The 21,947-nt window shown below is 69.9% G+C and carries 21 protein-coding genes, 1 pseudogene and 1 riboswitch; of the genes and pseudogenes, 5 read left to right on the forward strand and 17 right to left on the reverse strand.

Annotated elements, in window-relative coordinates; all coding sequences use genetic code 11:
• The 7 genes from IM787_RS20650 to IM787_RS20680 form a co-directional block, all read right to left on the reverse strand.
• Positions 1-1,332, reverse strand: a complete 1,332-nt coding sequence (locus tag IM787_RS20650; protein WP_193678610.1) for a purine-cytosine permease family protein — start codon at positions 1,330-1,332, stop codon at positions 1-3.
• A gap of 61 nt (positions 1,333-1,393) precedes the next feature.
• Positions 1,394-1,499, reverse strand: a riboswitch (TPP riboswitch).
• A gap of 109 nt (positions 1,500-1,608) precedes the next feature.
• Entirely contained in the window at positions 1,609-2,691 is a 1,083-nt protein-coding gene (locus tag IM787_RS20655; RefSeq protein ID WP_193678611.1) for a TRAP transporter substrate-binding protein, read from the reverse strand.
• A 594-nt stretch (positions 2,692-3,285) separates the two neighbouring features.
• Complete coding sequence (locus IM787_RS20660; RefSeq protein WP_193678612.1) at positions 3,286-4,365, reverse strand: TRAP transporter substrate-binding protein; 1,080 nt, start codon at positions 4,363-4,365, stop codon at positions 3,286-3,288.
• 69 nt (positions 4,366-4,434) lie between these two features.
• Complete coding sequence (locus IM787_RS20665) at positions 4,435-5,517, reverse strand: TRAP transporter substrate-binding protein (protein ID WP_193678613.1); 1,083 nt, start codon at positions 5,515-5,517, stop codon at positions 4,435-4,437.
• 190 nt (positions 5,518-5,707) lie between these two features.
• Complete coding sequence (dxs, locus tag IM787_RS20670; protein WP_193678614.1) at positions 5,708-7,594, reverse strand: 1-deoxy-D-xylulose-5-phosphate synthase; 1,887 nt, start codon at positions 7,592-7,594, stop codon at positions 5,708-5,710.
• A gap of 9 nt (positions 7,595-7,603) precedes the next feature.
• Positions 7,604-8,491 (reverse strand): polyprenyl synthetase family protein, encoded by an 888-nt coding sequence (locus IM787_RS20675; protein ID WP_193678615.1) that lies wholly within the window; start codon positions 8,489-8,491, stop codon positions 7,604-7,606.
• Positions 8,488-8,715 carry an exodeoxyribonuclease VII small subunit gene (locus IM787_RS20680; RefSeq protein ID WP_193678616.1) on the reverse strand — a complete coding sequence of 76 codons (228 nt, stop codon included), beginning with the start codon at positions 8,713-8,715 and terminating at the stop codon, positions 8,488-8,490. The genes IM787_RS20675 and IM787_RS20680 overlap by 4 nt, the downstream gene beginning before the upstream one ends.
• Before the next feature lie 139 nt (positions 8,716-8,854).
• Between IM787_RS20680 and IM787_RS20685 the strand changes: the two genes are divergently transcribed.
• From IM787_RS20685 to IM787_RS20700, 4 genes are read left to right on the forward strand one after another with little or no spacing between them, the layout of a single operon-like run.
• Positions 8,855-10,000: an aromatic ring-hydroxylating oxygenase subunit alpha gene (locus tag IM787_RS20685; RefSeq protein ID WP_193678617.1), complete on the forward strand. Its 1,146-nt coding sequence runs from the start codon at positions 8,855-8,857 to the stop codon at positions 9,998-10,000.
• Between the two features lie 9 nt (positions 10,001-10,009).
• Positions 10,010-10,660 (forward strand): 3-isopropylmalate dehydratase small subunit, encoded by a 651-nt coding sequence (leuD, locus tag IM787_RS20690; RefSeq protein WP_193678618.1) that lies wholly within the window; start codon positions 10,010-10,012, stop codon positions 10,658-10,660.
• A 2-nt stretch (positions 10,661-10,662) separates the two neighbouring features.
• Positions 10,663-11,562 (forward strand): DMT family transporter, encoded by a 900-nt coding sequence (locus IM787_RS20695; RefSeq protein WP_193678619.1) that lies wholly within the window; start codon positions 10,663-10,665, stop codon positions 11,560-11,562.
• Between the two features lie 38 nt (positions 11,563-11,600).
• A complete protein-coding gene (locus IM787_RS20700) occupies positions 11,601-12,494 on the forward strand; it encodes a sulfurtransferase (protein ID WP_193678620.1) in 894 nt (297 codons plus the stop codon).
• Positions 12,495-12,555: 61 nt separating this feature from the next.
• Here IM787_RS20700 and IM787_RS20705 read toward each other — a convergent pair whose 3' ends face one another.
• The 9 genes and pseudogenes from IM787_RS20705 to IM787_RS20745 form a co-directional block, all read right to left on the reverse strand.
• A complete protein-coding gene (locus tag IM787_RS20705) occupies positions 12,556-12,990 on the reverse strand; it encodes a hypothetical protein (protein WP_193678621.1) in 435 nt (144 codons plus the stop codon).
• A gap of 11 nt (positions 12,991-13,001) precedes the next feature.
• Positions 13,002-13,427, reverse strand: a complete 426-nt coding sequence (locus tag IM787_RS20710) for a hypothetical protein (protein WP_193678622.1) — start codon at positions 13,425-13,427, stop codon at positions 13,002-13,004.
• A gap of 155 nt (positions 13,428-13,582) precedes the next feature.
• Positions 13,583-14,083, reverse strand: a complete 501-nt coding sequence (locus tag IM787_RS20715) for a hemerythrin domain-containing protein (protein WP_193678623.1) — start codon at positions 14,081-14,083, stop codon at positions 13,583-13,585.
• 26 nt (positions 14,084-14,109) lie between these two features.
• Positions 14,110-14,283 (reverse strand): hypothetical protein, encoded by a 174-nt coding sequence (locus IM787_RS20720; RefSeq protein WP_193678624.1) that lies wholly within the window; start codon positions 14,281-14,283, stop codon positions 14,110-14,112.
• Between the two features lie 99 nt (positions 14,284-14,382).
• Entirely contained in the window at positions 14,383-14,763 is a 381-nt protein-coding gene (locus IM787_RS20725; RefSeq protein ID WP_193678625.1) for an alpha/beta fold hydrolase, read from the reverse strand.
• A 16-nt stretch (positions 14,764-14,779) separates the two neighbouring features.
• Positions 14,780-15,208 (reverse strand): annotated as a pseudogene (locus IM787_RS21810) (alpha/beta hydrolase); the annotation flags it as partial.
• A gap of 18 nt (positions 15,209-15,226) precedes the next feature.
• Positions 15,227-16,045 (reverse strand): alpha/beta hydrolase, encoded by an 819-nt coding sequence (locus IM787_RS20735; protein ID WP_193678626.1) that lies wholly within the window; start codon positions 16,043-16,045, stop codon positions 15,227-15,229.
• Between the two features lie 22 nt (positions 16,046-16,067).
• The gene (locus IM787_RS20740) at positions 16,068-16,469 is read right to left on the reverse strand and encodes a hypothetical protein (RefSeq protein WP_193678627.1); all 402 of its coding nucleotides are present in this window, start codon (positions 16,467-16,469) and stop codon (positions 16,068-16,070) included.
• 138 nt (positions 16,470-16,607) lie between these two features.
• Positions 16,608-17,312, reverse strand: coding sequence for a tyrosine-protein phosphatase (locus IM787_RS20745; protein WP_193678628.1), 705 nt, complete (start codon positions 17,310-17,312; stop codon positions 16,608-16,610).
• A gap of 181 nt (positions 17,313-17,493) precedes the next feature.
• On the opposite strand from IM787_RS20745, the gene IM787_RS20750 reads away from it, so the two are divergent.
• Positions 17,494-19,488 carry a C1 family peptidase gene (locus IM787_RS20750; RefSeq protein WP_193678629.1) on the forward strand — a complete coding sequence of 665 codons (1,995 nt, stop codon included), beginning with the start codon at positions 17,494-17,496 and terminating at the stop codon, positions 19,486-19,488.
• Positions 19,489-19,859: 371 nt separating this feature from the next.
• Here IM787_RS20750 and IM787_RS20755 read toward each other — a convergent pair whose 3' ends face one another.
• Complete coding sequence (locus tag IM787_RS20755) at positions 19,860-21,932, reverse strand: ATP-dependent helicase (protein WP_193678630.1); 2,073 nt, start codon at positions 21,930-21,932, stop codon at positions 19,860-19,862.
• Between the last annotated feature and the right edge of the window lie 15 nt (positions 21,933-21,947).

Raw genomic sequence — 21,947 nt, forward strand, 5'->3', positions numbered from 1 at the left:
CTAGGCGTTCGGCGTATCCGCAGGTGGCCGAGGTATCCGGTTGTTCGCGTCCGGCCGCGTGATCCAGGCGAGCGCCAGCGTCAGCGCGAGGGCCGGGAGGGCCGCGCCGAACGAAGGTGCGTGAACGCGGCACAGGTGGTACGTCGCGATGCCGGCGATCCAGATGGCGACCGGCACGGCCTCGACCCGGCCCGCGCGCGCCAGCAAGGCCACGGTGTCGGCGCCGGCGAGCCGGCCGATGATCACGCCGAACAGCGGGACGAACACGGAGCTGAGCATCAGCAGGAAAGGCTCGAGGCCGTGCATCGGCAGGACCAGCGCGAACAGCGTGCAGGCCGCCACCATCGCCAGGCCCCAGCGCCGGACGGACCAGGCCGGCAGCAGGCTGTGGCTGGAGACGGCGCCCGAGTACGCGTCGCCGTAGGCGTTGTCGACCTCGTCGACCAGGATCAGCGACAACGCGATGAGGCCGCCTTGCGCCAGCAGCAGCGCCGTCACGAATTCCCGGCCCGGCAGCGTCAACGCCACCAGCACGCCCAGCGCGTAGCACCAGGTGTTCGCCAATGCGTAGCCGACCCAGGTGCCGCGCAGCGCGGCGTTGCCGTCTCGGCCATGCCGCGCATAGTCCGCCACCAGGGGCAGCCACGAGATCGGCATCGCGATCACCAGGTCCAGCGCGGGCAGCACGGCCATGCCGCCGGCGCCGGGCCGGTTCCAGAATGCCGGCCCGTCTTGCGCCCACGCCATGCCGGCGAAGGTCCAGGTGAGCCAGGCCAGCGAGAGGACCACCAGGGGCAGCGCGAAGCGGGACACCAGGCGCCGCACCAGCTGCACCATGGAGCCGCTCACCAGAAGTGCCAGCAGCCCGCCCCAGAGGAGCGTCGCTGCGAAGGTCCAGCCCGGCGCCTCCATCACGCCGGCCTGGCGGCCGATCGCGACGCTGGCGTCGCGCATCACGACCAGCTCGAAGGTGCCCCACCCGAGCAGCTGGACGATGTTCAGGACGATGGGCAGGCGCGCGAAGCCCGTGCCGTACACCGCCTGCATCAGTCCGGCGCTGGCCAGCCCGCTGTCGCACCCGATCTTCGCGACCCACGCGAGCAGTCCGGCGCCGAGCACCGAGCCGGCGACGATCGCCAGCAAGGCCTCCTTCGGGCCGAGTGCCGGCACCAGGTAGGCACCCACCTGCATCACCAGCAGGCCCACGCCGAGGCTGAACCACAGCGAGGCGTGGTGCCTCGCGTCGAACGAGCGCTCGGCCCGGGGGACCGGCGTGAGGGCGTCGTTGGCGGGCGATGCCGCCGGAAGCTCGGGGGAAGACGTGCGGGCCATGCTCTTTCTCCAGCGGCGCGTCAGGGAGGCGCGGCCGGGAACTGCGGCACGACGGCCCAGGCCCTGCGGTCGACGGCTTCCCTGCGCGAGGATTACCTCAATCAGGTTCAAAGGGACTCTCTCAGTCGCACCCCGAGGACCGGGGGGCAACACCCCTAGCGGATGTGCCGGACGGCACGGGCGGATTCTAGCCCTGCCTTCCACGGCCGGCGCGCCCCGCGGCCCGGGCACGAAAAAGCCGCCCGGAGGCGGCTTCTTCGCGGGCGCGGAGGGCGCTCAGACCTTCACGGACGCCATGTAGCTGTCGTAGCGGTACTCCGAGAAGCGGATCCACAGCAGCTGGTCGCGCTGGAAGGCGCGCATGTCCTGGTGGATCTTCTTGAACTCGGGCGACTTCGCCTCGTGCGCCGCGAAGACTTCCATGGAAGCCTTGAAGCCGGCGTCCATGACGTCCTTCGAGAACGGCTTGAGCTGCGTCTTGTTGGCGACCAGGCGCTTGAGCGCGATCGGGTTCAGCGCGTCGTACTTGGCGGTCATGTCGCGCGCGGCCACGGCCGTCGCCGCTTCCAGGATCGCCTTGTTCTCGGCGGAGAGCGCCTCGTAGGCCTTGGTGTTCACGAAGAACTCCAGCTCCGCGCCGCCTTCCCACCAGCCGGGGTAGTAGTAGAACGGGGCCACTTTGTTGAAGCCCAGCTTCTCGTCGTCGTACGGGCCGACGAATTCGGTGGCGTCCAGCGTGCCCTTCTCGAGCGCCTGGTACACCTCGCCGGCGGGCATGTTCTGCGCCACCACGCCCAGCTTGGCCATCGCCTCGCCGAACAGGCCGCCGCCCAGGCGCATCTTCAGGCCCTTCAGGTCGGCGACCGACTTGATCTCCTTGCGGTACCAGCCGCCCATCTGCGTGCCGGTGTTGCCGGCGCTGAAGCTCTTGATGTTGTACTTGGCGTAGAACGCGTCCATCAGCTTGCGGCCGTTGCCGTGTTCCATCCACGCGTCCATCTGGCGCGCCGTCAGGCCGAAGGGCACGGCGCAGCCGAACGCGAAGATCGGGTCCTTGCCCGTGAAGTAGTAGGGCGCGGTCTGGCCCATCTCGATGGTGCCATTGTTCAGGGCGTCGACGTTGCCGAACGCGGGCATCAGTTCGCCGGCGGCGTGCACCGAGATCTCGAACTTGCCGCCGGAGAGCGCCTTGACGGTGCGCGACAGGGTTTCGGCGCTGCCGAAGATGGTGTCCAGCGACTTCGGGAAGCTGGAGGACAGGCGCCAGCGCACGGCGGCCTGGGCATGCACGGCGGGGGCGATGCCCGACGCGAGCACGCCGGCGATGCCGGCGCGCTGGATGAGGGAACGGCGATCCATGGACGAGACTCCTATTTGGTGCGGGGCATGATGCAGCCGGGCAGTGGACGATGCTTGCAGAAGGCTTGCACCGGAAGGGGGCGCTTGTACCTAAAACCTTCCGCTAGCAGCCGAAAAGCTTCGTTCCCGTGCGTGGTGCGCATGAGTTGGTGGGTCCCGCTCCGTCATCGGCCCCGCTCCGTCATTCCCGCGGAGGCGGGAATCCAGGGCCCCCGAGTTCCTTCCGGGTGCGTCGCGCCAGGCGACGGGCGGTGCCGTCCCGCGGTGCCTCGCCCTGCACTCCGCTGTCGCTCGTTCCGGGTGCGCTGGAAGGCTGTCCCCGGCGGCGATCCGGCCAAACTCACTGCGAGTTTGCCGCGCGCGGCAAACTCTCCGTTCAAGCAAATGCCCGGAAAAATGAAACAGTCGCAGCGCTCGATACGCGCTACGCGCTCTCGTAGCACTGCTTCGCCGCCGGGAACAGCCTTCCAGCCGAGGCCCCTGACTGCGGGCCGGCACCGCCCGCCGCCTGACGCGACGTTCGAGGGCGGGAGTGGGCCTGCGCCCACGGATGCCGCCCTGGATCCCCGCCTCCGCGGGAATGACGGGGAGCGCCTACATCCGCTGGCTTTGCATGAACCGGTCGTACGTGGCTTCGGTGAACCGGAACCACATGTTCTGCTCCGACCGGAACTTCGCGTAGTCGCTGTACACGCGCCGCCAGTTCTCGTTGCGGCGGGAGATCTCGTCGTAGAGCGCGCGCGATTCGCGGAAGGCCTGCGTCATCACGTCGGGCGGGAAGGGACGCAGCTTGGCGCCGGCGGCCACCAGCTGCTTCAGTGCCGCCGGGTTGCGCGCGTCGTACTTGGCCTGCGTCTCCACATGCGCGTAGGTCGCGGCCAGTTCGACCAGCGCCTTGTATTCCGGCGAGAGGGCCTCGTACGCGCGCAGGTTCACGTACAGGTCGAGCTGCAGCCCGCCTTCCCACCAGCCCGGGTAGTAGTAGTAGGGCGCCACCTTGTGGAATCCGAGCTTCTGGTCGTCGTAAGGGCCGATCCATTCGGCGGCGTCGATGGTGCCCTTCTCCAGCGCGTGGTAGATCTCGCCGGCCGGCAGGTTGCGCGGCACGCCGCCCAGGCGTTCCAGCACCTTGCCCGCGAAACCGCCGATGCGCATCTTGAGGCCCTGCAGGTCGAGCGTGCTGCGGATCTCCTGCCGCATCCAGCCGCCCATCTGCGCGCCGGTGTTGCCGCACGGGAAGCTGGTCATGTCGAACAGCGCGTAGAACTCGCGCATCAGCTTGCGGCCGTTGCCCTCGAAGGTCCACGCGCTCATCTGCCGGCTGTTCAGGCCGAAGGGGATGGCGCCGCCGATGGCGAAGGTCTCGTCCTTCTCGTGGAAGTAGTAGGGCGCGGTGTGGGCCGCCTCGACCACGCCTTTCTGCACGCCGTCGACCACGCCGAACGCGGGCATGAGTTCGCCCGCCGCGTGCACGCTCACTTCGAAGCGCCCGCCGGAGAGCTGCCGCACCTTCTGCGCGAAGACGACGGCGGCGCCGTGGATGGTGTCCAGCGAGCGCGGGAAGCTGGAGGCGAGCCGCCAGCGCACGGCGGGCTGCGCATGCACGGCGGGTGCGGCGGCCGCGGCCAGCACGCCCGCCAGCCCGGCGCCGCGGAGAACGGAACGGCGATCCATGGGTGGATTGTCGCCGGGCATGAAAAAGGGCCCCGCAGGGCCCTTCTCCGCGCGGCGCCGGCGCGCGCGTCAGGCGAACTTCTGCGCCTGCATGAAGCGGTCGAAGCGGGCCTCGGTGAACTGGAACCAGAGGTTCTGCTCGGTGCGGAACTTCGAGTAGTCCGCGTAGATCTTGGCCCAGTCCGGGTTCTTGGCGCCGATGTCGGCGTAGAGCGCCATCGACTCCTTGAACGCCGCGCCCAGGATGGCATCGGAGAACGGGCGCAGCTTGGTGCCGGCGCCGACCAGCTGGCGCAGCGCCGTGGGGTTGCGGGCGTCGTAGCGCGCCTGCATGGTGGTGTGCGCGTGCGCGGCGGCGTTCTCGACGATCGCCTTGTTCTCCGCCGACAGCGCGTCGTAGGCCTTCTGGTTGATGAAGAAGTCCAGCTGCGGGCCGCCTTCCCACCAGCCGGGATAGTAGTAGAACGGCGCCACCTTGTTGAAGCCGAGCTTCTGGTCGTCGTACGGTCCCACCCATTCGGCGGCGTCGATAGTGCCCTTCTCCAGCGCCTGGTAGATCTCGCCGGCCGGGATGTTCTGCGGCACGCCGCCCATGCGCTCCAGCACCTTGCCGGCGAAGCCGCCGATGCGCATCTTCAGGCCCTTGATGTCCGCCAGGGTCTTGATCTCCTTGCGGTACCAGCCGCCCATCTGGGCGCCGGTGTTGCCGCCGGGGAAGCTGATCATGTTGTACTTGGCGTAGAACTCGCGCATCAGCTTCAGGCCGTTGCCCTCGTACATCCACGCCGTCATCTGCCGGCTGTTGAGGCCGAAGGGGATCGCGCAGCCGAGCGCGAAGCACTCGTTCTTGCCGAAGAAGTAGTAGGGCGCCGTGTGCGCCACTTCCACCGTGCCCTGCTGCACGCCGTCGACCACGCCGAAGGCGGGCATCAGTTCGCCCGCGGCATGGACGGTGATCTCGAACTTGCCGCCCGACATCGCCTTCACCTGCTGCGCGAACACCTCCGCGGCACCGTAGATGGTGTCCAGCGACTTCGGGAAGCTGGAGGCGATGCGCCAGCGCAGGGCGGCCTGGGCATGCACCGCGGGGGCAACGCCCGCGGCCAGCACGCCGGCGATGCCCGCGCTCTTGATCAGGGAACGACGATCCATGGAGACTCCTCGAATGAGAAAAACAGGTTAGTTCGACGCCTGGCGTTCCAACTTTGGTGTTGGTTTGCAGGGTGCCGCCCATTCTAGGAACGCATGGATGAGGTCGCGCCGGGGTTTTCCCTTGCGGATGTGAACACGTTGGTGCTTCACACCAAGGTGTTCGTCGCGGGCGCGGCGGGCGCCCGGCGGATCAGCCGACGACCTTCAGGCTGGGGCTGGAACGTTCCAGCAGCGCGCCGAAGCGCGCGCGCACCGAGGCCTCGATGCCGGCGGCATCCAGCCCCTGCAGCGCCAGCAGGCGCGCGGGGTCCCCATGCGGCGCGTATTCGTCGCGCAGCCCCAGCTGCAGCACGGGACGCGTGACGCCGGCGGCGTTCAGCGCCTCGGTGACGGCGCTGCCGGCACCGCCCATGACAGCGCCCTCCTCCACCGTCACCAGCGCGTCGTGCGCGTTGGCGACCTGCAGCAGCAGTTCGGTGTCCAGCGGCTTGGCCCAGCGCATGTCCACCACCGTGAGGTCCAGGCGTTCGGCCGCCTGCAGCGCGGGGTGCAGCAGCGTGCCGAACGCGAGCACGGCGACGGACCGGCCCTGCCGGCGCAACGCGCCCTTGCCGAAGGGCAGCGGCTCCAGGCCGGGCTCGACCGCGGCACCGACGCCGGCGCCGCGCGGATAGCGCACCGCCACCGGGTGGTCCTGGCCGTAGGCCGTGGTGAGGAGCTGGCGCGTTTCGTTCTCGTCGGACGGGCAGGCGATGCTGACGTTCGGGATGCAGCGCAGGTACGCGATGTCGTAGGCGCCGGCATGCGTCGGCCCGTCCGCGCCCACCAGGCCCGCGCGGTCGAGCGCGAACACGACGGGCAGGTTCTGCAGCGCCACGTCGTGGATGAACTGGTCGTAGCCCCGCTGCAGGAAGGTCGAATAGATCGCCACCACCGGCTTGAGGCCCTCGCAGGCGAGGCCGGCCGCGAAGGTGACGGCATGCTGTTCGGCGATGCCGACGTCGTGGTAGCGGTCCGGGAAGCGCTGGTGGAACTCCACCATGCCCGAACCTTCGCGCATGGCGGGCGTGATCGCCACCAGGCGCGGGTCGTGCGCGGCCATGTCGCACAGCCACTGCCCGAACACCTGGGTGAACGTGGGCTTGGGCGGCGTGGCCGGCTTGACCAGGCCCACCGCGGGATCGAACTTGCCGGGCCCGTGGTAGGCCACGGGGTCGCTCTCGGCGAGCTTGTAGCCCTGGCCCTTCTTCGTCACCACGTGCAGGAACTGCGGGCCCTTGAGCTGGCGGATGTTCTGCAGCGTGGGCACCAGCGAATCCAGGTCGTGGCCGTCGATGGGCCCCACGTAGTTGAAGCCGAACTTCTCGAACAGCGTGGCCGGCACCACCATGCCCTTGGCGTTCTCCTCGAAGCGCTTGGCCAGCTCGAACAGCGGCGGCGCCACGTGCAGCACCTTCTTGCCCAGTTCCTTGGTGGCGGCGTAGAAGCGGCCGCTCATGAGCTGCGCGAGGTAGCGGTTCAGCGCGCCCACCGGCGGGCTGATCGACATGTCGTTGTCGTTCAGGATCACCAGCAGGTCGCAGTCGGCGACGCCGGCGTTGTTCAGCGCCTCGAAGGCCATGCCGGCGCTCATGGCGCCGTCGCCGATCACCGCCACCGCGTGGCGCTCCTCGCCCTTCTGCCGCGCGGCCATCGCCATGCCCAGGGCCGCGGAGATGCTGGTGGACGAGTGCGCGGTGCCGAAGGTGTCGTACTCGCTTTCGGCGCGCTGCGGGAACCCGGCCAGGCCGCCGAACTGCCGCAATGTCGCCATCCTGTCACGCCGTCCGGTCAGGATCTTGTGCGGATAGGTCTGGTGGCCCACGTCCCACACGATGCGGTCCCACGGCGTGTTGAACACGTAGTGCAGCGCGATCGTCAGTTCCACCGTGCCGAGGTTCGAGCTCAGGTGGCCGCCGGTGCGGGCGACCGACTCCAGCACGTACGCGCGCAGTTCGTCGGCCAGCGCGGGCAGCTGCGTGCGCGGGAGCCGGCGCAGGTCGGCGGGGTCGTTGATCGTTTCCAGCAGCGTAGCCATCGATTCCGTTCAGTTGTCGCGGTCCACGACCATGTGCGCCAGCGCCCGCAGCGCCGTGGTCTCGCGCAGGCCGGTGGTGTCCAGGGCGCCCAGGGCCTGCGCCAGCAGCTCGCGGGCATGGGCGCGGGCGCGCTCCAGTCCCAGCAACGATACATAGGTCGGCTTGTCCTGGGCGGCGTCCTTGCCCGCCGTCTTGCCGAGGGTAGCCGAATCCGCGGTCACGTCCAGGATGTCGTCCACCACCTGGAAGGCCAGGCCCATGGCACGGCCGTAGGCGTCCAGCCCCGCTTCGGCGGTGGCGGAGGTGCCGCCGCAGGCAGCACCCATCCGGACGCTGGCCTGCAGCAGCGCGCCCGTCTTGAGCCGGTGCATGTGGCGCAGCTCGTCCTCGGTGAGGGTGCGGCCGACCGCGGCGAGGTCGATCGCCTGCCCGCCCGCCATGCCCGCATGGCCGGCCGCCCGCGCCAGCAGGCCGCACAGCCGCGCCTGCGTGGCGGCGGGGATGTCCTCGCCCTGCGGCGCCAGCAGCTCGAAGGCAAGCGCCTGCAGCGCGTCCCCGGCCAGGAGGGCCGTGGCCTCGCCGAACCGCACGTGCACGGTGGGCTTGCCGCGGCGCAGGACGTCGTTGTCCATGCAGGGCATGTCGTCGTGCACCAGCGAATAGGCGTGGATCAGTTCCACGGCACAGGCCGCGCGGATCGCGGCCTGCGGGTGTCCCTCCACCGCTTCGGCCGCGGCCAGCACGAGCAACGGACGCAGCCGCTTGCCGCCATCGAGCACCGCATAGCGCATCGACTCGCTGAGGTCCGCGGGCGGTCCGGAAGGCAGCCACGCGGTCAATGCGTGTTCCACCGCTGCGAGTCGTTCGGCCGACCAGTCCTTCAGGTCGAAGCTCACTCGCCCGCCCACGGCTTGAGCACGCCGGCGTCGAGCACCTTGATCTGCTCCTCCACGGCCTGCAGCTTGTCGCGGCAGAACTTCAGCAGTTCCGCCCCGCGCTCGTAGCCGGCGAGCAATTGCTCCAGCGGCAGCTGGCCTGACTCGATGCGGCCGGTGAGCTGTTCAAGCTCTTCCATGGCGGCTTCATAGCTCGCGGGTGTGTTCGTGGGGGACGTGGCCATGCAAATCTCTGGAATCAGCGGTGGATTTTAGGCCCCCGCCCCCCATGTGTTCCCGGGGGGTAGAATCCCGCCTCCTTTCTTGTCGCGCTCCCCAGCGCGGCCCTGCCCCTTCATAGGGGGAGTCTCTAGGTCAGGTGAAATGTCTGATTTAAGTCTTCAGTTACAGCAGGCCGCAAGCCAACTTCCCGTTTCCAGCTATTTCGACGAGGCGCTCTTCCGGCGCGAGATGGAGCACATCTTCCAGCGCGGGCCCCGGTACCTGGGGCACGCACTGGCCGTCCCGGAGCTCGGCGACTACCACGCACTGCCGCACGAAGGCGAGGGGCGCGCGCTGCTGCGCACGCCGCAGGGCGTGGAACTCATCTCCAACGTCTGCCGCCACCGGCAAGCGGTGATGTTGCGCGGGCGCGGTTCCGTGAACGAGGCGCCCTCCTCCGGCGGCAACATCGTCTGCCCGCTGCACCGCTGGACCTACAGCGCCGGCCAGGGCGCGAAGGCCGGCACGCTGCTGGGCGCCCCGCACTTCGCCACCGATCCCTGCCTGAACCTCAACAACTACAAGGTGCAGGAGTGGAACGGCCTGCTGTTCGAAGGCAACGGCTTCGACGTGCGCCGGGCGCTGGCGAAGCTGGGGCCGAAGGCGGACCTCGACTTCTCGGGCTACGTCTACGACCGCACGCAGCTGCACGAGGTCGACTACAACTGGAAGACCTTCATCGAGGTGTACCTCGAGGACTACCACGTGGGCCCGTTCCACCCGGGCCTGGGCAACTTCGTCACCTGCGAAGACCTGCGCTGGGAGTTCGGGCACGAGTACTCCGTGCAGACGGTGGGCGTGGCCGGCAAGCTGGGCAAGCCCGGCTCCGACGTCTACCGCAAGTGGCACGAGGAAGTGCTGCGCTACCAGGACGGCAGGCCGCCCAAGCACGGCGCGGTCTGGCTCACGCTGTACCCGACGGTGATGGTGGAGTGGTACCCGAACGTGCTGGTGGTCTCCACGCTGTACCCCAAGGGCCCGCGCAAGACGCTCAACGTGGTGGAGTTCTTCTACCCCGAGGAGATCCAGGCTTTCGAGCGCGAGTTCGTCGAGGCGCAGCAGGCCGCCTATATGGAAACCTGCGTCGAGGACGACGAGATCGCCCTGCGCATGGATGCCGGCCGCAAGGCGCTCATGGAACGCGGCGACAACGAGGTGGGGCCGTACCAGAGCCCGATGGAAGACGGCATGCAGCACTTCCACGAGTGGTACCGCGAGGCCATGGGCAGCCACGCGCCCCGGCCCTGAGCCGCGGCGATGCCGGCGTTCCCGCAGGGCGTGCACGGCGGCACGGTGGTGCCGCTGGACCGCGCGAACGTCGACACGGACGCGATCTTCCCCAAGCAGTACGGCCGCTCGACCGCGAGGAGCGGCTACGGCGCGGTGCTGTTCGACCACTGGCGCTACCTGGACCCGGGTGACCTGGACAGCGACCATGCGCGGCGGCGCGTGAATCCCGACTTCGTCCTGAACGAGCCCGCCTTGCGCGGCGCCACCGTGCTGCTGGCCGGAGCGAACTTCGGCTGCGGCTCCAGCCGCGAGCATGCCGTGTGGGCGCTGCGCGACCACGGATTCCGCGCGGTCGTCGCGCCCAGTTTCGGCGACATCTTCCGGCAGAACTGCGCGCTCAACGGCGTGGCGCCGATCGTGCTGGCGCCCTCCGAGGTGCGCACGCTGTTCGGGCTGGCGAAGGCGCAGGTGCTCACGGTCACCATCGACGTGCACGCCGGTGAACTGCGCGCCGGACCGCACGCCTTTGCCTTCCAGCTCACGCCGCGCCAACGGCTGCTGCTGACGCAGGACGTCGACTGGATCGCCGCCACGCTGGCGCACCGCGAACGCATCGCCGCCTTCGAGGCGCGGCGCCTGGCCGGCCAGCCCTGGCTCGACCGCATGTTCCCGCACTGAGCATGCAGGCCCTCTGGATGCTCGCGGCGTCGCTGTTCTTCGCGACCATGGCGGTCTGCGTGAAGATCGCCTCTGACTGGTTCAACGCGTCGGAACTGGTGTTCTACCGCGGGCTGATCGGCATGCTGCTGATGTGGCTGTGGTGCCGCTCGCAGGGCACCACGCTCGCGACGGCCTACCCGGGCATGCACGCGTGGCGCAGCCTGGTCGGCGTGCTGTCGCTGGGCACCTGGTTCCATGCCATCGCGGGCCTGCCGCTGGCCACCGCGATGACGCTCAACTACATGAGCAGCGTGTGGATCGCCGCCTTCCTCGTCGGCGGCGCGCTGGTCGCCTGGAACCCGCGCGCCGGCATGGCGCCCGCCCTGCAGCAGGGCCCGCTGGCCCTCACGGTGCTGGCCGGCTTCCTGGGCGTCGTGCTGATGCTGCGGCCCACCATGGCGCAGCACCAGGTGTTCGCGGGCCTCGTCGGCCTGCTGTCGGGGCTGCTGTCCGCGTTTGCGTACCTGCAGGTCATGGCGCTCGGCAAGGTGGGCGAGCCGGAAGCGCGGACGGTCTTCTATTTCGCCCTGGGCTCGGCCGTCGCGGGCGGCGTCGGAATGGCCGCCACGGTCATTTCGCCCTGGGACTGGCGGCATGCGCCGTGGCTGCTGCCGATCGGCCTGTTCGCGTCGCTCGGCCAGTGGTGCATGACGCGCGCGTACAGCCAGGGCGCGACCCTGGTCGTCGCCAACCTGCAGTACTCCGGCATCGTGTTCGGCGCGCTCTACAGCCTGCTGCTGTTCGGCGACGCGATCCCGCTGCTGGGCTGGGCCGGCATGGCGCTGATCTGCGCCAGCGGCATCGCGGCGACCGTGCTGCGCGCGCGGGCCGCGCCCGACGCGCCGGGCGAGGAGCACTGAAGACACGCGCGCCCGCGGCGGCATATCATCGGACCGCCATGTACACCACGCTGATCACCGCCGAGCAACTGCAGTCGCTGATGGACGCGAAAGCGCGCCTGATGGTGTTCGACTGCACCTTCGACCTGATGGATCCCGCCAGCGGCGAGAAGCTGTACCAGCAGGCCCACGTCCCCGGTGCGGTGTATGCGCACCTCGACCACGCCCTGAGCGACAAGGGCACGCCCGACGCCGCCACGGGAGAGCCGCAGCCGCACCCCGACGCGGAGTCCGGCGGCCGCCATCCGCTGCCCAGCCGCGAGAAGTTCGCCATGTGGCTGTCGGGCGTGGGGTTCGCCAACGACATGCAGGCCGTCGTGTACGACCGCAACGGCGCCAACTACTGCGGCCGGCTGTGGTGGATGCTCAAGTGGGCCGGCCACGACGCGGTGGCCGTCCTCGACGGCGGGCTGCAGGCCTGGCAAGCGGCGGGTGGCCGCGTGAATGCGGGCACCGAACCGTCGCACTTCCAGTCGAACTTCGAGCTCGGCGTGCCCTTGCGCCGCCTGGTGAAGACGGACGAAGTGGCGCGCCGCCTGGACCAGCCTGCGGCGCAGACGATGCTCGATGCGCGCGCTCCGCAACGCTACCGCGGCGAGGTGGAACCGCTCGACCCCGTGGCGGGCCACATCCCCGGCGCCCTCAACCGGCCGTTCGCGCAGAACATCGGGACCGACGGCCGTTTCAAGCCCGGCGAGCAGTTGCGCGCGGAATTCGAACAGCTGCTGGCGGGCCGCGACCCGGCGACCGTGGTCCACCAGTGCGGCAGCGGCGTCAGCGCCGTGCCCAACCTGCTCGCGATGGAGATCGCGGGCTATGCGCCCACGGCCCTCTACGCCGGCTCGTGGAGCGAGTGGTGCCGCAACCCGGCACTGCCGGTCGAAAAAGGCTAGCGCAGGAAAGGAAAATGCCGGGTTGCCCCGGCATCTCCTGCTTCTTCATTTCACCTCGTTGCTAGCGCTGGCCGACCGCCGATCCGGTGGTCGCGTTGGAACTGCCGCCGCCGCCAGGCGTGCCGCCCGAAGGTGCGCTGCTCACTGCGCTTCCGTCGGCAGGTGCCGCGCCCATCGTCGCGCCGCTGCCCAGTCCGCCCTGCAGGCCGACCCCCGGCTGCGCCGGCTGGCTGCGGGCGCCCGCTTCCGCGGTGCCGCTGCTGCCGGTGGTGCCGGGCACCATGTCGGCACCCGACGCACCCGTGTGCGGCTGGGAGCCGGCGATGCCCGAGGGCCCGCCGGGCGGGCCGTCCGGCGCCGCCGGACGGACGACCTCGGCGGTGTTGCCGGTGCCGGGACTGCCCGGAGCGTTCGGATTGTCGTCCGCACGCTCGCTGCAGCCACCGAGCGCCAGGGCGCAAGCGCCCGCGGCGATGAACCATGCACTGCGGCGCATGTCGCTCCTGCTTAGCGCGTGGTGCCGGTGCCCGTGCCCGTGCCGGTCGTGCCGGTGGAACCCGTGGCGCCGGTCGTGCCAGCCGCGCCGGTCGAACCGGCGGTGCCGGCAGCGCTCGTGTCGGTGCTGGTGCCCGTGCCGGAGGCGCCCATGGAGGTGCCGCTGCCGGTCGTGCTGCCCATGCTGGAGCCCGTGCCGGTCGTCGCGCCCGCGCTGGTATCGGTCGACGGGGTCGTCGGGGTGGTGGTGGAGCCGGAAGACATGCTGCCGGTGGTCGTGCTCGTGTCGGCCGGCGACGTCGTGGTCGTCGACGGGGTGGTCGTCGACGAGGAGGTCGACGTGGAAGTGTCGGTGGCGGCGTCGCGGTTGCCGCAGGCGGACAGCGACAGGGCGGCCATCAGGGCCAGGGCGCTCAGCGCGATCGGGGACTTGGTCATCAGGAACTCCTTGAGGGTTTCGTTTCGAGAGAGTGACAGCGTGCTCGTGTGCTCGTTCCCGCTGCCTGCGGCTCACTTTAGTGGCGCGACTTTCGGGACATGTCGTCTGTCACTGTCGAAGGCTGTAGGACAAGGCACGGCGGCAACGAGGCTTGTTACGCGAGCGCGGAAGCCAGCGCATCCTCGCGCAACGCATCGGATACAGACCGCAATTCCTCCTTACGGACGGAGATGCTGCGGCCGAGCGCCTGCAGGTCCATGCGCGAAGCGAGCACGCGGTTGAACACGGCTTCGCGTTCCTGCCGCACATGGCGCTCCACGTACTCGGCGAGCACCTTCACCTTGGCGTCGTAGAGCTCGTCCTCCGGTGCCGTCGCGAGGATCTGGCCCACCAGCTCGCGCAGGCTGCCGTGCTGGTCCTCCGCCTCGTCGACCACTTCGTCGTCGTCCAGCGCCGCGCGCACGGCGGGATAGAACAGCTCCTCCTCCAGCTTCGCATGGATGGTGAGCTCCATGCAGATCTCCTCCGCCAGGGTGCGGCGCTGCAGGGCCGGCGCGCCGGTGCGCACGAGTTCGCGGTAGGACTGGAACAGCCCGTGCACCGCGAGGTGGTCGGCGTCCAGCAGGTCGATGGCGTCAGGGGATTGCTTCTTCATGGTGTGGCCTGTCGTCTTTCGCTGCATCAGGAGCCGGAGGTTTCGGCCTTGGTCTTGGCGAACTGCTTCATCACGGGAGCCGCGGGCGAGCCGCGGTTGCCGCCGGTGGGCGGCGGCGTGATGTCCTTGCCGCCGGACCTGGCGCGCGCCTTGTCGGCGGGTGCCTTCTTCGCGGGCGCGCTGCGCTGGGGTGTGTTCATCTGTGACCTCGTGTACCGGCCCACTCTAGAGATGCGGCGCGGCTGCGCTGTCAGCAGCGTGAAACCGGTCTTGTAGGAGAGGACTCCGTCGCGATGGCTCTACAGTCCCCCCAACGCTTCGGCGAGCACGCTGCGGTAGCGTGGATGGGCGTGGATGTCGTCGTGCCCGGCACCGGGGACCACCACCAGCCGCGCTGAAGGACGCAACTGCTGCAGGCGGCGCGCATGGTCCACGCCGATCAGCGTGTCCTCTTCTCCGTGCAACAGGAGCACCGGACCCGCCACCGCCGGCAGGTGTCGCGCCGTGTCCAGAGGGTAGCGCAGGAGCGCGCCGGGCACCCAGGGATAGAACTCCGCCGTGAGGTCCCGCATGCTGGTGTAGGGCGAGACGAGCACCGTCAAGGCCGGGGGCCGCCCCGCGGCACTGAGGTCCGCCGCGAGCTCCGCGGCAAGCGCGGTGCCCAGCGAGCGTCCGTACACGACCCGGCTTGCCGCGGTACTGCGCCTCCACGCTGTTCCACACGGCGCGCACGTCCTCGCGCAGCTGCTTCGCACCCGCGATGCGCCCCGTGCTCTTGCCGAAGCCGCGGTAGTCGGGCATCACCAGGTCGAAGTTCGCCGCGCGGTAGAAGTCCGCCCCCGTGAACCAGCCGGCCAGGTTGCCGGCGTTGCCATGCAGGAAGAGCACGACGCCGCGGGGCGCCGGCAGCTTCAGGTGCAGGACGGAGAGGCTGGCGCCGTCGACCTGCACGGTTCCCTCGCGCACGTCGGTCTCCGTCGCCAGCCGATCAGTGGAGGGCAGCGGCACGGGGTAGAAAAGCAGGCGCTCCTGCTGGTGCCACAGGAGCAGCAGCACGGCGCCGAAGACGACGACGGCGCCGGCCGCGATCCAGGCCAGCGCCATCATCCAGGGCAGCTTGGGCATGCGCCCGAGCCTACCGCGCTACAGCCGGCCGAGGGCCGAAGCCAGCGCCTTGCGCACCGTGGGGAACTGGTGCACGTCGCCGTGCCCGGCGCCGGTGACGCGCACCAGCTCCGCGCGCTTCATCGACTTGCACAGCGTCTCGCTGTGATGGATGGGGATCAGCTCGTCCTTCTCGCCGTGAATCAGCATCACGGGGCCGAGCAGCTTGGCGGCGTGCTCCAGCGTGTGCAGCGGATAGCGCAGCACCTGGATCGGTACCCACGGGTACAGCTCCGCCGCGAGGGCCCGCATGCTGCTGTAGGGCGAGACCAGCAGCGTCAGGTCCGGCGCATGGCCGTCCGAGCACAGCTGCGCCGCCAGGCCCGCGGCGAGACCGGTGCCGAGCGACTGCCCTGAGATCACCACGCGCTTGCCTTCGTACATCGGCTCGAAGTGCTTCCACACCGCCTGGACGTCGGCATGCAGCTGCTCCTCGCTCTCGATCTGGCCCGAGCTCTTGCCGAAGCCGCGATAGTCGAACATCACCACGTCGAAGTTGGCCTGCCGGAACGCGTCGAGTTCGACGAACCACTTCTTCAGGTTGCCCGAGTTGCCGTGCAGGAAGAAGAACACCCCGCGCGGATCCGGCAGCGCCATGTGCGCGACGGAGAGCTGCGCACCCGGCACCTCGACGAAGAACTCGCGGGTGTCGGCATCCTTGCAGATCGGGTCGTCGGCGGTCAGCGGGTCGGGCTCGAACAGCAGCCGTTCCTGCCGGAACCAGAGCCATCCCACGGCGCCGGCGTAGACGGCGCCTATGGCCAGCAGGACGGAGGCGGAGAAGATTGCGTAGACCATGTTGCCTCCTCCACGCATCGCCTTAGCGACCGCGTTTGGCATCCGGATCGCTGGGCCCGTTGCGGTCGGAGAGACCCGCGCCGGGGGCGCCCAGGTCGCCCGCGTCGCTCGGGTTCTTCTCGTCCCAGGTGCGGCCCGCGCCCGTCACCTTGCCGCGCGGATGGACCATGTCGGTGCCGTCGTCGAAGTTGAGGGCACCGCCGCCCATGGGCTTGTCTTCCGCGGCGCCGTGGTCCCGCTCGTTCACGCCGGAGGGCGACACGAGGTCGGGCTGGTCATCGCTGTTGAGGCCGATCTTGGCCGGGCCGTCGCCGCGGTAGTCCTGGCTGGAAGGCGAGCCGGTGCCGCCTTTCTTCAGGTCCGGCGAGGGCCGGTCCTCGTCCTTGCGCGGGATCCCGTCTCGGGACTGTTCCTGATTCGGCATGGCGGACTCCTTTGTGCTGCTGTTGTCTCGTGCAGGCTTTTGCCTGTCCATGGCACGCAGTGTTCGCCCGCCGCCACGGCAGACCTGTCGGCTCGGCCCGGGGACTTGCGTAGGAGGCTGTCGCGGTAGCCGGCAGGCTCAATCCGCGCGATAGAGGCGGCGCAGCCGCGCGCGTTCGGGCTCGCGCAGGCGCAGGCCGTCGCGGAAATAGCCTTCGAGCGAGCCGTACCCGGCGTGCACTTCTTCCATCGCGGCCTGCAGGAACTCCGGCTGCACGCGCCACAGCACCGCCATCGCCTCGCGCGGCAGTCCGAGGCGGGAGTTCTCGGGCAGCGCCAGCCTGTCGTTGGTCAGGAGGTAGTCCGCCATCACTTCCGCGTCCGATGCGCCCACGGCCTTGAGCAGCAGCGCCGCGGCGAAACCCGTGCGGTCCTTGCCGGCGGTGCAATGGAAGACGGTAGGCTCGCCGGAGGCGAGCAGGTGTTCGAAGAACTCCGCGAAGCGGGGCGTGTTGTGGCGCACGAAGCCGCGGTAGGTGTCCTGCATGTGCGCGACCATCTCGGCGGCGCTGAGGTGGTGGCCGGAGGCGACCAGGTCGGACAGCTTCTGCACGATGGTCGGTTCGATCGGCAGGGAGTGGACGGTCACCTCCGCCAACCGGCATTCGGCGCCGGAGCGCTCGTCGACGCCGCGGAAATCCAGCACGCGGGTGATGCCCAGCGCGCGGATCTGCCCGGCGTCGTGGTCGTCGAGGGCGCCGAGGTGGTCGGAGCGGTACAGGTGGCGCAGGGCGCCTTCCTGCACGCCGACCCTGCGGAAATTGGAGGAACTGGCGAAGCGCATGCCTCCATTGTCCGCGACCGGCTGGCTGGAGCGGGTGCTGTCGCCATCCAGCTGTCGTTCGGCCAGCGGCCGCGCGTAGGAATCTTTCTCCCACCGGATCCATTGACGCTGGCCCCGGCCGCATGCACGATGCCGCGCAAGGTCCGGCACAGGGCTCTCGCACGAGACAGGAGGAGCAACCATGGCCACCACCCTCGCCAGCCGTTCGGGCCGCGCCGTCGTGCGGCGCGTGCTCAACGCGCGCCGTGACACGCTCGACTTCCGCGACCGCATGTTCGAGCCCACGCTGATCGAGGTGCCGACGCACATCCCGCTGGAGGATTACCGCGCCTGGAAGGTACCGGTGCTCGACCAGGGCACCGAAGGCGCTTGCACCGGCTACGGACTGGCGACGGTCGCCAACTACCTGCTCACGCGGCGCAAGGTGCTGCCCGACCCGGCGCCGGTCAGCGCGCGCATGCTCTACGCGATGGCGCGGCGCTACGACGAATGGCCGGGCGAGGGCTACAGCGGCTCCAGCGCGCGCGGCGCCATGAAGGGCTGGCACAAGCACGGGGTCTGCGCGGAAGCCGAATGGCGTTCCGGCGGCCGTGCCCGCAAGGCTTCCGCCGTGCTGAACGACGCGCGCACCGCGGACGCGCTGCGGCGGCCGCTCGGCGCCTACCTGCGCGTGAACCACCGCGACCTGGTGGCCATGCACAGCGCGCTGGCCGAAGTCGGCATCCTCTATGCCACGGCGGTCGTGCACGAAGGCTGGGAGCGCGTGACGCCGCGCGGCGACATTCCCTACCCGGCTCCCGCCGCGGGCGCGCATGCCTTCGCCATCGTCGCCTACGACGCCGACGGCTTCTGGATCCAGAACTCCTGGGGGCCGCGCTGGGGCGCCGGCGGCTTCGCGCGCATCTCCTACGACGACTGGCTGGCGAACGGCACCGACGTGTGGGTGGCGCGGCTCGGCGCACCGGTGACGCTGCGCCGTACGGAGTCGTCCGCGATCGCGCATGCGCCGACGGCGGGGCGCTCCAACGCCTACTCTTACGCCGACCTGCGGCCGCACATCGTGAGCCTCGGCAACGACGGCCGGCTGCGCACCGGCGGCGACTACGGCACGTCCGCGGACGACGTGCGCGAGATCTTCGAGGTCGACATGCCGCGCGCGATGAAGGACTGGCCGGTCAAGCGCGTGATGCTGTACGCGCACGGGGGGCTGGTGGACGAGCGCAGCGCGATCCAGCGCCTGGCGGACTACCGCAGCACCCTGCTGGCGGCGCAGGTCTATCCGCTCAGCTTCGTGTGGCACAGCGACTACTGGTCCACGCTCACCAGCATGCTGGAAGACGCGATGCGGCGGCGGCGCCCCGAAGGCGGGCTGACCGCCGCCAAGGACTTCCTGCTGGACCGGCTGGACGACACCCTGGAACTGCTGGCACGCGGCCTGACGGGCAAGGCCAGCTGGGACGAGATGAAGGAGAACGCGCTGGCCGCCGGCACGCCGGACGGAGGCACGCACCTGGCGCTGCGGCATCTCGCGGCACTGCACCGCCGCACGCCGCTGCAGGTGCACGTGGTGGGGCACAGCGCCGGCTCCATCTTCCTGGCGCCGGCGGTGCGCCAGCTCACCGCCGAGGTCGGACTGGCACTGCCCGTGCACACCTGCACCCTGTGGGCGCCGGCCATCACCATGGACCTGTTCAAGCAGGCCTACCTGCCGGCGGTGCGCGACGGTTCCATCGGCCGCTTCGCCCTGTTCGCGCTCAGCGACAAGGCGGAGCAGGACGACCACGTCGCCCGCATCTACAACAAGTCGCTGCTGTACCTGGTGTCGCGGGCCTTCGAGGCCGCGCCCTTCGGCGAGGGCACGCCGCTGCTCGGGATGGAGAAATGGATCGCGAAGGACGACGCGGTCCGGCGCCTGTTCACCGAAGGCCGGGCCGACCTCGTGTTCTCCCCGAACGATGCACCGACGGGGTCGATCCACGCTTCGCGTTCGGCGGAGCACGGGGCTTTCGACGACGACACCGCGACGGTGCAGGCGACGCTCGCGCGTATCCTGGCCGCCACGCCCTCCGCCAGGACCGCCTCCACGCAGGACCTGCGCTTCGACTTCCACCGCTCGGGTTCCTCGTTGCGCAGCCGCAGGGAAGCGCTCGACCGGCAGATGCAGGGGCGGGCCTAGTCCGCGCCGTCGTCACGCCCTCGCAGGCGGGGATCCGGGGCGTACGTGTGCCGGGCGTCGCGGCAGGCGGCGGGCGGTACCGTCCCGCGGTGCCTCGCCCTGCACTCCGCTGTCGCTCGTTCCGGGTGCGCTGGAAGGCTGCTCCCGGCGGCGATCCGGCCTAACTCACTTCCGAGTTTGCCGCGCGCGGCAAACTCTCCGTTCAAACAGAAGCCCGGAAATCAGTGCACGGTCGCAGCGCTCGATCCGCGCTACGCGCTCTCGTAGCACTGCTTCGCCGCCGGGAGCAGCCTTCCAGCCGAGGCCCCTGATCGCGGGCCGGCACCGCCCGCCGCCTGCCGCGACGTTCGTGCCGCCGACGACCGGCAGGGTCACTTCCACATCGCCCGCGAACGCGCCCGCACCTGCATCAGCGGCGCCTGCGGATGCGCGCCGGGGCCGGGCCGCACCTGGATCGCTTCCGGCCAGGTCACGTGCTCGAAGTGGGATGCCATGGCCTCGGTGATGAAACGCGTGCGCCCCGCGTACATGTGGCGGTCGCCGCCGCCGGATTGCTGGGTGACGTAGAAGCGCTGCGGCACGAGCAGGTGCAACTGCTCCTTCGCGCGGGTCATCGCCACGTAGAGCAGGCGGCGCACTTCCTCGAGCTCCTCGGTGGTGCCCGTGGACATGTCGCTCGGGATGCAGCCGTCCACAACGTTCAGCACGTGCACGGCCTTCCACTCCTGGCCCTTGGCGCTGTGGATGGTCGAGAGAACCAGGTAGTCCTCGTCGCGCAACGGCGGCCCGCTCTGGTCGCTGGTCACCTCGGGCGGGTCCAGCGTCAGTTCGGTCAGGAAGCGCTCGCGGCTGCCGTAACCCGCCGCCAGCCGCACCAGCTGCTCGACGTCCAGCTTGCGCACCTGCGCGTCGTCGTGCAGGCGCTCCAGGTGCGGAAGGTACCAGGCCTTCGCCAGTTCCATATCCGCCGGCCAGGCGAGTTCCGGGTCCTGCAGCTTGGCGTACAGCGAGGCGAGTTGCGCCCATTCCTCCTTCGCCTGCGAAGGCGGCTCGAAGGCCTGCAGCGCCTGCAGCGGATCGCTTGCTTCGCCCATCGCATCGAGCAGCCTCGTCGCCGTGGCCGCGCCCACACCTGGCACGAGCTGCGCGACACGGAAACCCGCCATGCGCCCGCGCGGGTTCTGCGCGAAGCGCAGCACCGCCATCAGGTCCTTCACGTGCGAGGCTTCGAGGAACTTCAGGCCGCCGAACTTCACGAACGGGATGTTGCGGCGCGCCAGCTCGAGTTCCAGTGCGGCGCTGTGGTGGCTGGTGCGGAACAGCACCGCCTGCGACTTCAGCACGGTGCCGCCCTCCCGCTGGCGCAGCACGTGGTCGGCCACCCAGCGCGCCTGCTGCGCTTCGTCCGGCACCAGCACCAGCTGCGCGCGCTGGCTCGCCGCCTTGTCGCTGAACAGGTTCTTGGCGTGGCGTTCGCGCGCCGCGGCGATCACGGCGTTGCTCGCCGCCAGGATCGGTTGCGTGCTGCGGTAGTTGCGCTCCAGCGTGACGATGCGCGCCGGCTGCGTGAACTGGTGCGGGAAGTCGAGGATGTTGCGCACCGTCGCGCCGCGGAAGGAGTAGATGCTCTGCGCGTCGTCACCGACCACCGTGACGCCCTGCCCCGTCGGCTTGAGCCCCAGGATGATCTCCGCCTGCAGCTTGTTCGTGTCCTGGTACTCGTCGACCAGCAGGTGGTCGAAGCGCGCGCCGACCTCCTGCGCCAGCGCGGGCTCGGCCATCATGTCGGCCCAGAACGCCAGCAGGTCGTCGTAGTCCAGCACGTTCTGCTGCTGCTTGGCCTCCACGTAGGCGCCGAACAGCTTCTTGAGTTCCTCTTCCCACTGCGTGCACCACGGGTACACCGACTGCAGGACCAGGCCCAGCGGCTCGCGCGTGTTCAGCACGCGCGAATAGATGCCCAGGCAGGTGCCCTTGAGCGGAAAGCGCTTCTTCGCGTCCGAGAAGCCGATCTCGTGGCGCACCATGCCCATCAGGTCCTCGGCATCGCCACGGTCGTGGATGGTGAAGGTCTCGTCGAGGCCGATGCGCGGCGCGTACTCGCGCAGCAGCCGCGCGCCGAGCGCATGGAAGGTGCCGCTCCACGGCAGGTTCGGCAGCGCCTGCGTGCCGGGGAGCCCCAGCGCCTTCTGCAGCACGCCGCCGACCCGGCGCTCCATCTCCTGCGCCGCGCGGCGGCTGAAGGTCAGCAGCATCATGCGCTGCGGGTCGGCGCCGTGGCGGATCAGGTTGGCGACGCGGTGCGCCAGCGTGTTCGTCTTGCCGGAACCGGCGCCCGCGATCACCAGCAGCGGCCGCGTGTCGTCCGCGCTGTCGCCGGTGCCGTGCGTCGCCGCTTCGCGTTGCTGCGGGTTGAGGGTCTCGAGCGGGTCCGGGTACTGCATGGCGGGTCCTCCGGG

The organism is Ramlibacter pallidus (assembly GCF_015070875.1).
GTDB lineage: Bacteria > Pseudomonadota > Gammaproteobacteria > Burkholderiales > Burkholderiaceae_C > Ramlibacter > Ramlibacter pallidus.

Coding starts and splice junctions, on each gene's coding strand:
- IM787_RS20655 (WP_193678611.1), bottom strand. CDS start 2,691: ATGGATCGCCGTTCCCTCATCCAGCGCGCCGGCATCGCCGGCGTGCTC.
- IM787_RS20650 (WP_193678610.1), bottom strand. CDS start 1,332: ATGGCCCGCACGTCTTCCCCCGAGCTTCCGGCGGCATCGCCCGCCAAC.
- IM787_RS20745 (WP_193678628.1), bottom strand. CDS start 17,312: ATGCGCTTCGCCAGTTCCTCCAATTTCCGCAGGGTCGGCGTGCAGGAA.
- IM787_RS20720 (WP_193678624.1), bottom strand. CDS start 14,283: ATGAACACACCCCAGCGCAGCGCGCCCGCGAAGAAGGCACCCGCCGAC.
- IM787_RS20735 (WP_193678626.1), bottom strand. CDS start 16,045: ATGGTCTACGCAATCTTCTCCGCCTCCGTCCTGCTGGCCATAGGCGCC.
- IM787_RS20660 (WP_193678612.1), bottom strand. CDS start 4,365: ATGGATCGCCGTTCCGTTCTCCGCGGCGCCGGGCTGGCGGGCGTGCTG.
- IM787_RS20715 (WP_193678623.1), bottom strand. CDS start 14,083: ATGAAGAAGCAATCCCCTGACGCCATCGACCTGCTGGACGCCGACCAC.
- IM787_RS20740 (WP_193678627.1), bottom strand. CDS start 16,469: ATGCCGAATCAGGAACAGTCCCGAGACGGGATCCCGCGCAAGGACGAG.
- IM787_RS20665 (WP_193678613.1), bottom strand. CDS start 5,517: ATGGATCGTCGTTCCCTGATCAAGAGCGCGGGCATCGCCGGCGTGCTG.
- IM787_RS20695 (WP_193678619.1), top strand. CDS start 10,663: ATGCAGGCCCTCTGGATGCTCGCGGCGTCGCTGTTCTTCGCGACCATG.
- IM787_RS20700 (WP_193678620.1), top strand. CDS start 11,601: ATGTACACCACGCTGATCACCGCCGAGCAACTGCAGTCGCTGATGGAC.
- IM787_RS20680 (WP_193678616.1), bottom strand. CDS start 8,715: ATGGCCACGTCCCCCACGAACACACCCGCGAGCTATGAAGCCGCCATG.
- IM787_RS20705 (WP_193678621.1), bottom strand. CDS start 12,990: ATGCGCCGCAGTGCATGGTTCATCGCCGCGGGCGCTTGCGCCCTGGCG.
- IM787_RS20710 (WP_193678622.1), bottom strand. CDS start 13,427: ATGACCAAGTCCCCGATCGCGCTGAGCGCCCTGGCCCTGATGGCCGCC.
- dxs (WP_193678614.1), bottom strand. CDS start 7,594: ATGGCTACGCTGCTGGAAACGATCAACGACCCCGCCGACCTGCGCCGG.
- IM787_RS20750 (WP_193678629.1), top strand. CDS start 17,494: ATGGCCACCACCCTCGCCAGCCGTTCGGGCCGCGCCGTCGTGCGGCGC.
- IM787_RS20755 (WP_193678630.1), bottom strand. CDS start 21,932: ATGCAGTACCCGGACCCGCTCGAGACCCTCAACCCGCAGCAACGCGAA.
- leuD (WP_193678618.1), top strand. CDS start 10,010: ATGCCGGCGTTCCCGCAGGGCGTGCACGGCGGCACGGTGGTGCCGCTG.
- IM787_RS20685 (WP_193678617.1), top strand. CDS start 8,855: ATGTCTGATTTAAGTCTTCAGTTACAGCAGGCCGCAAGCCAACTTCCC.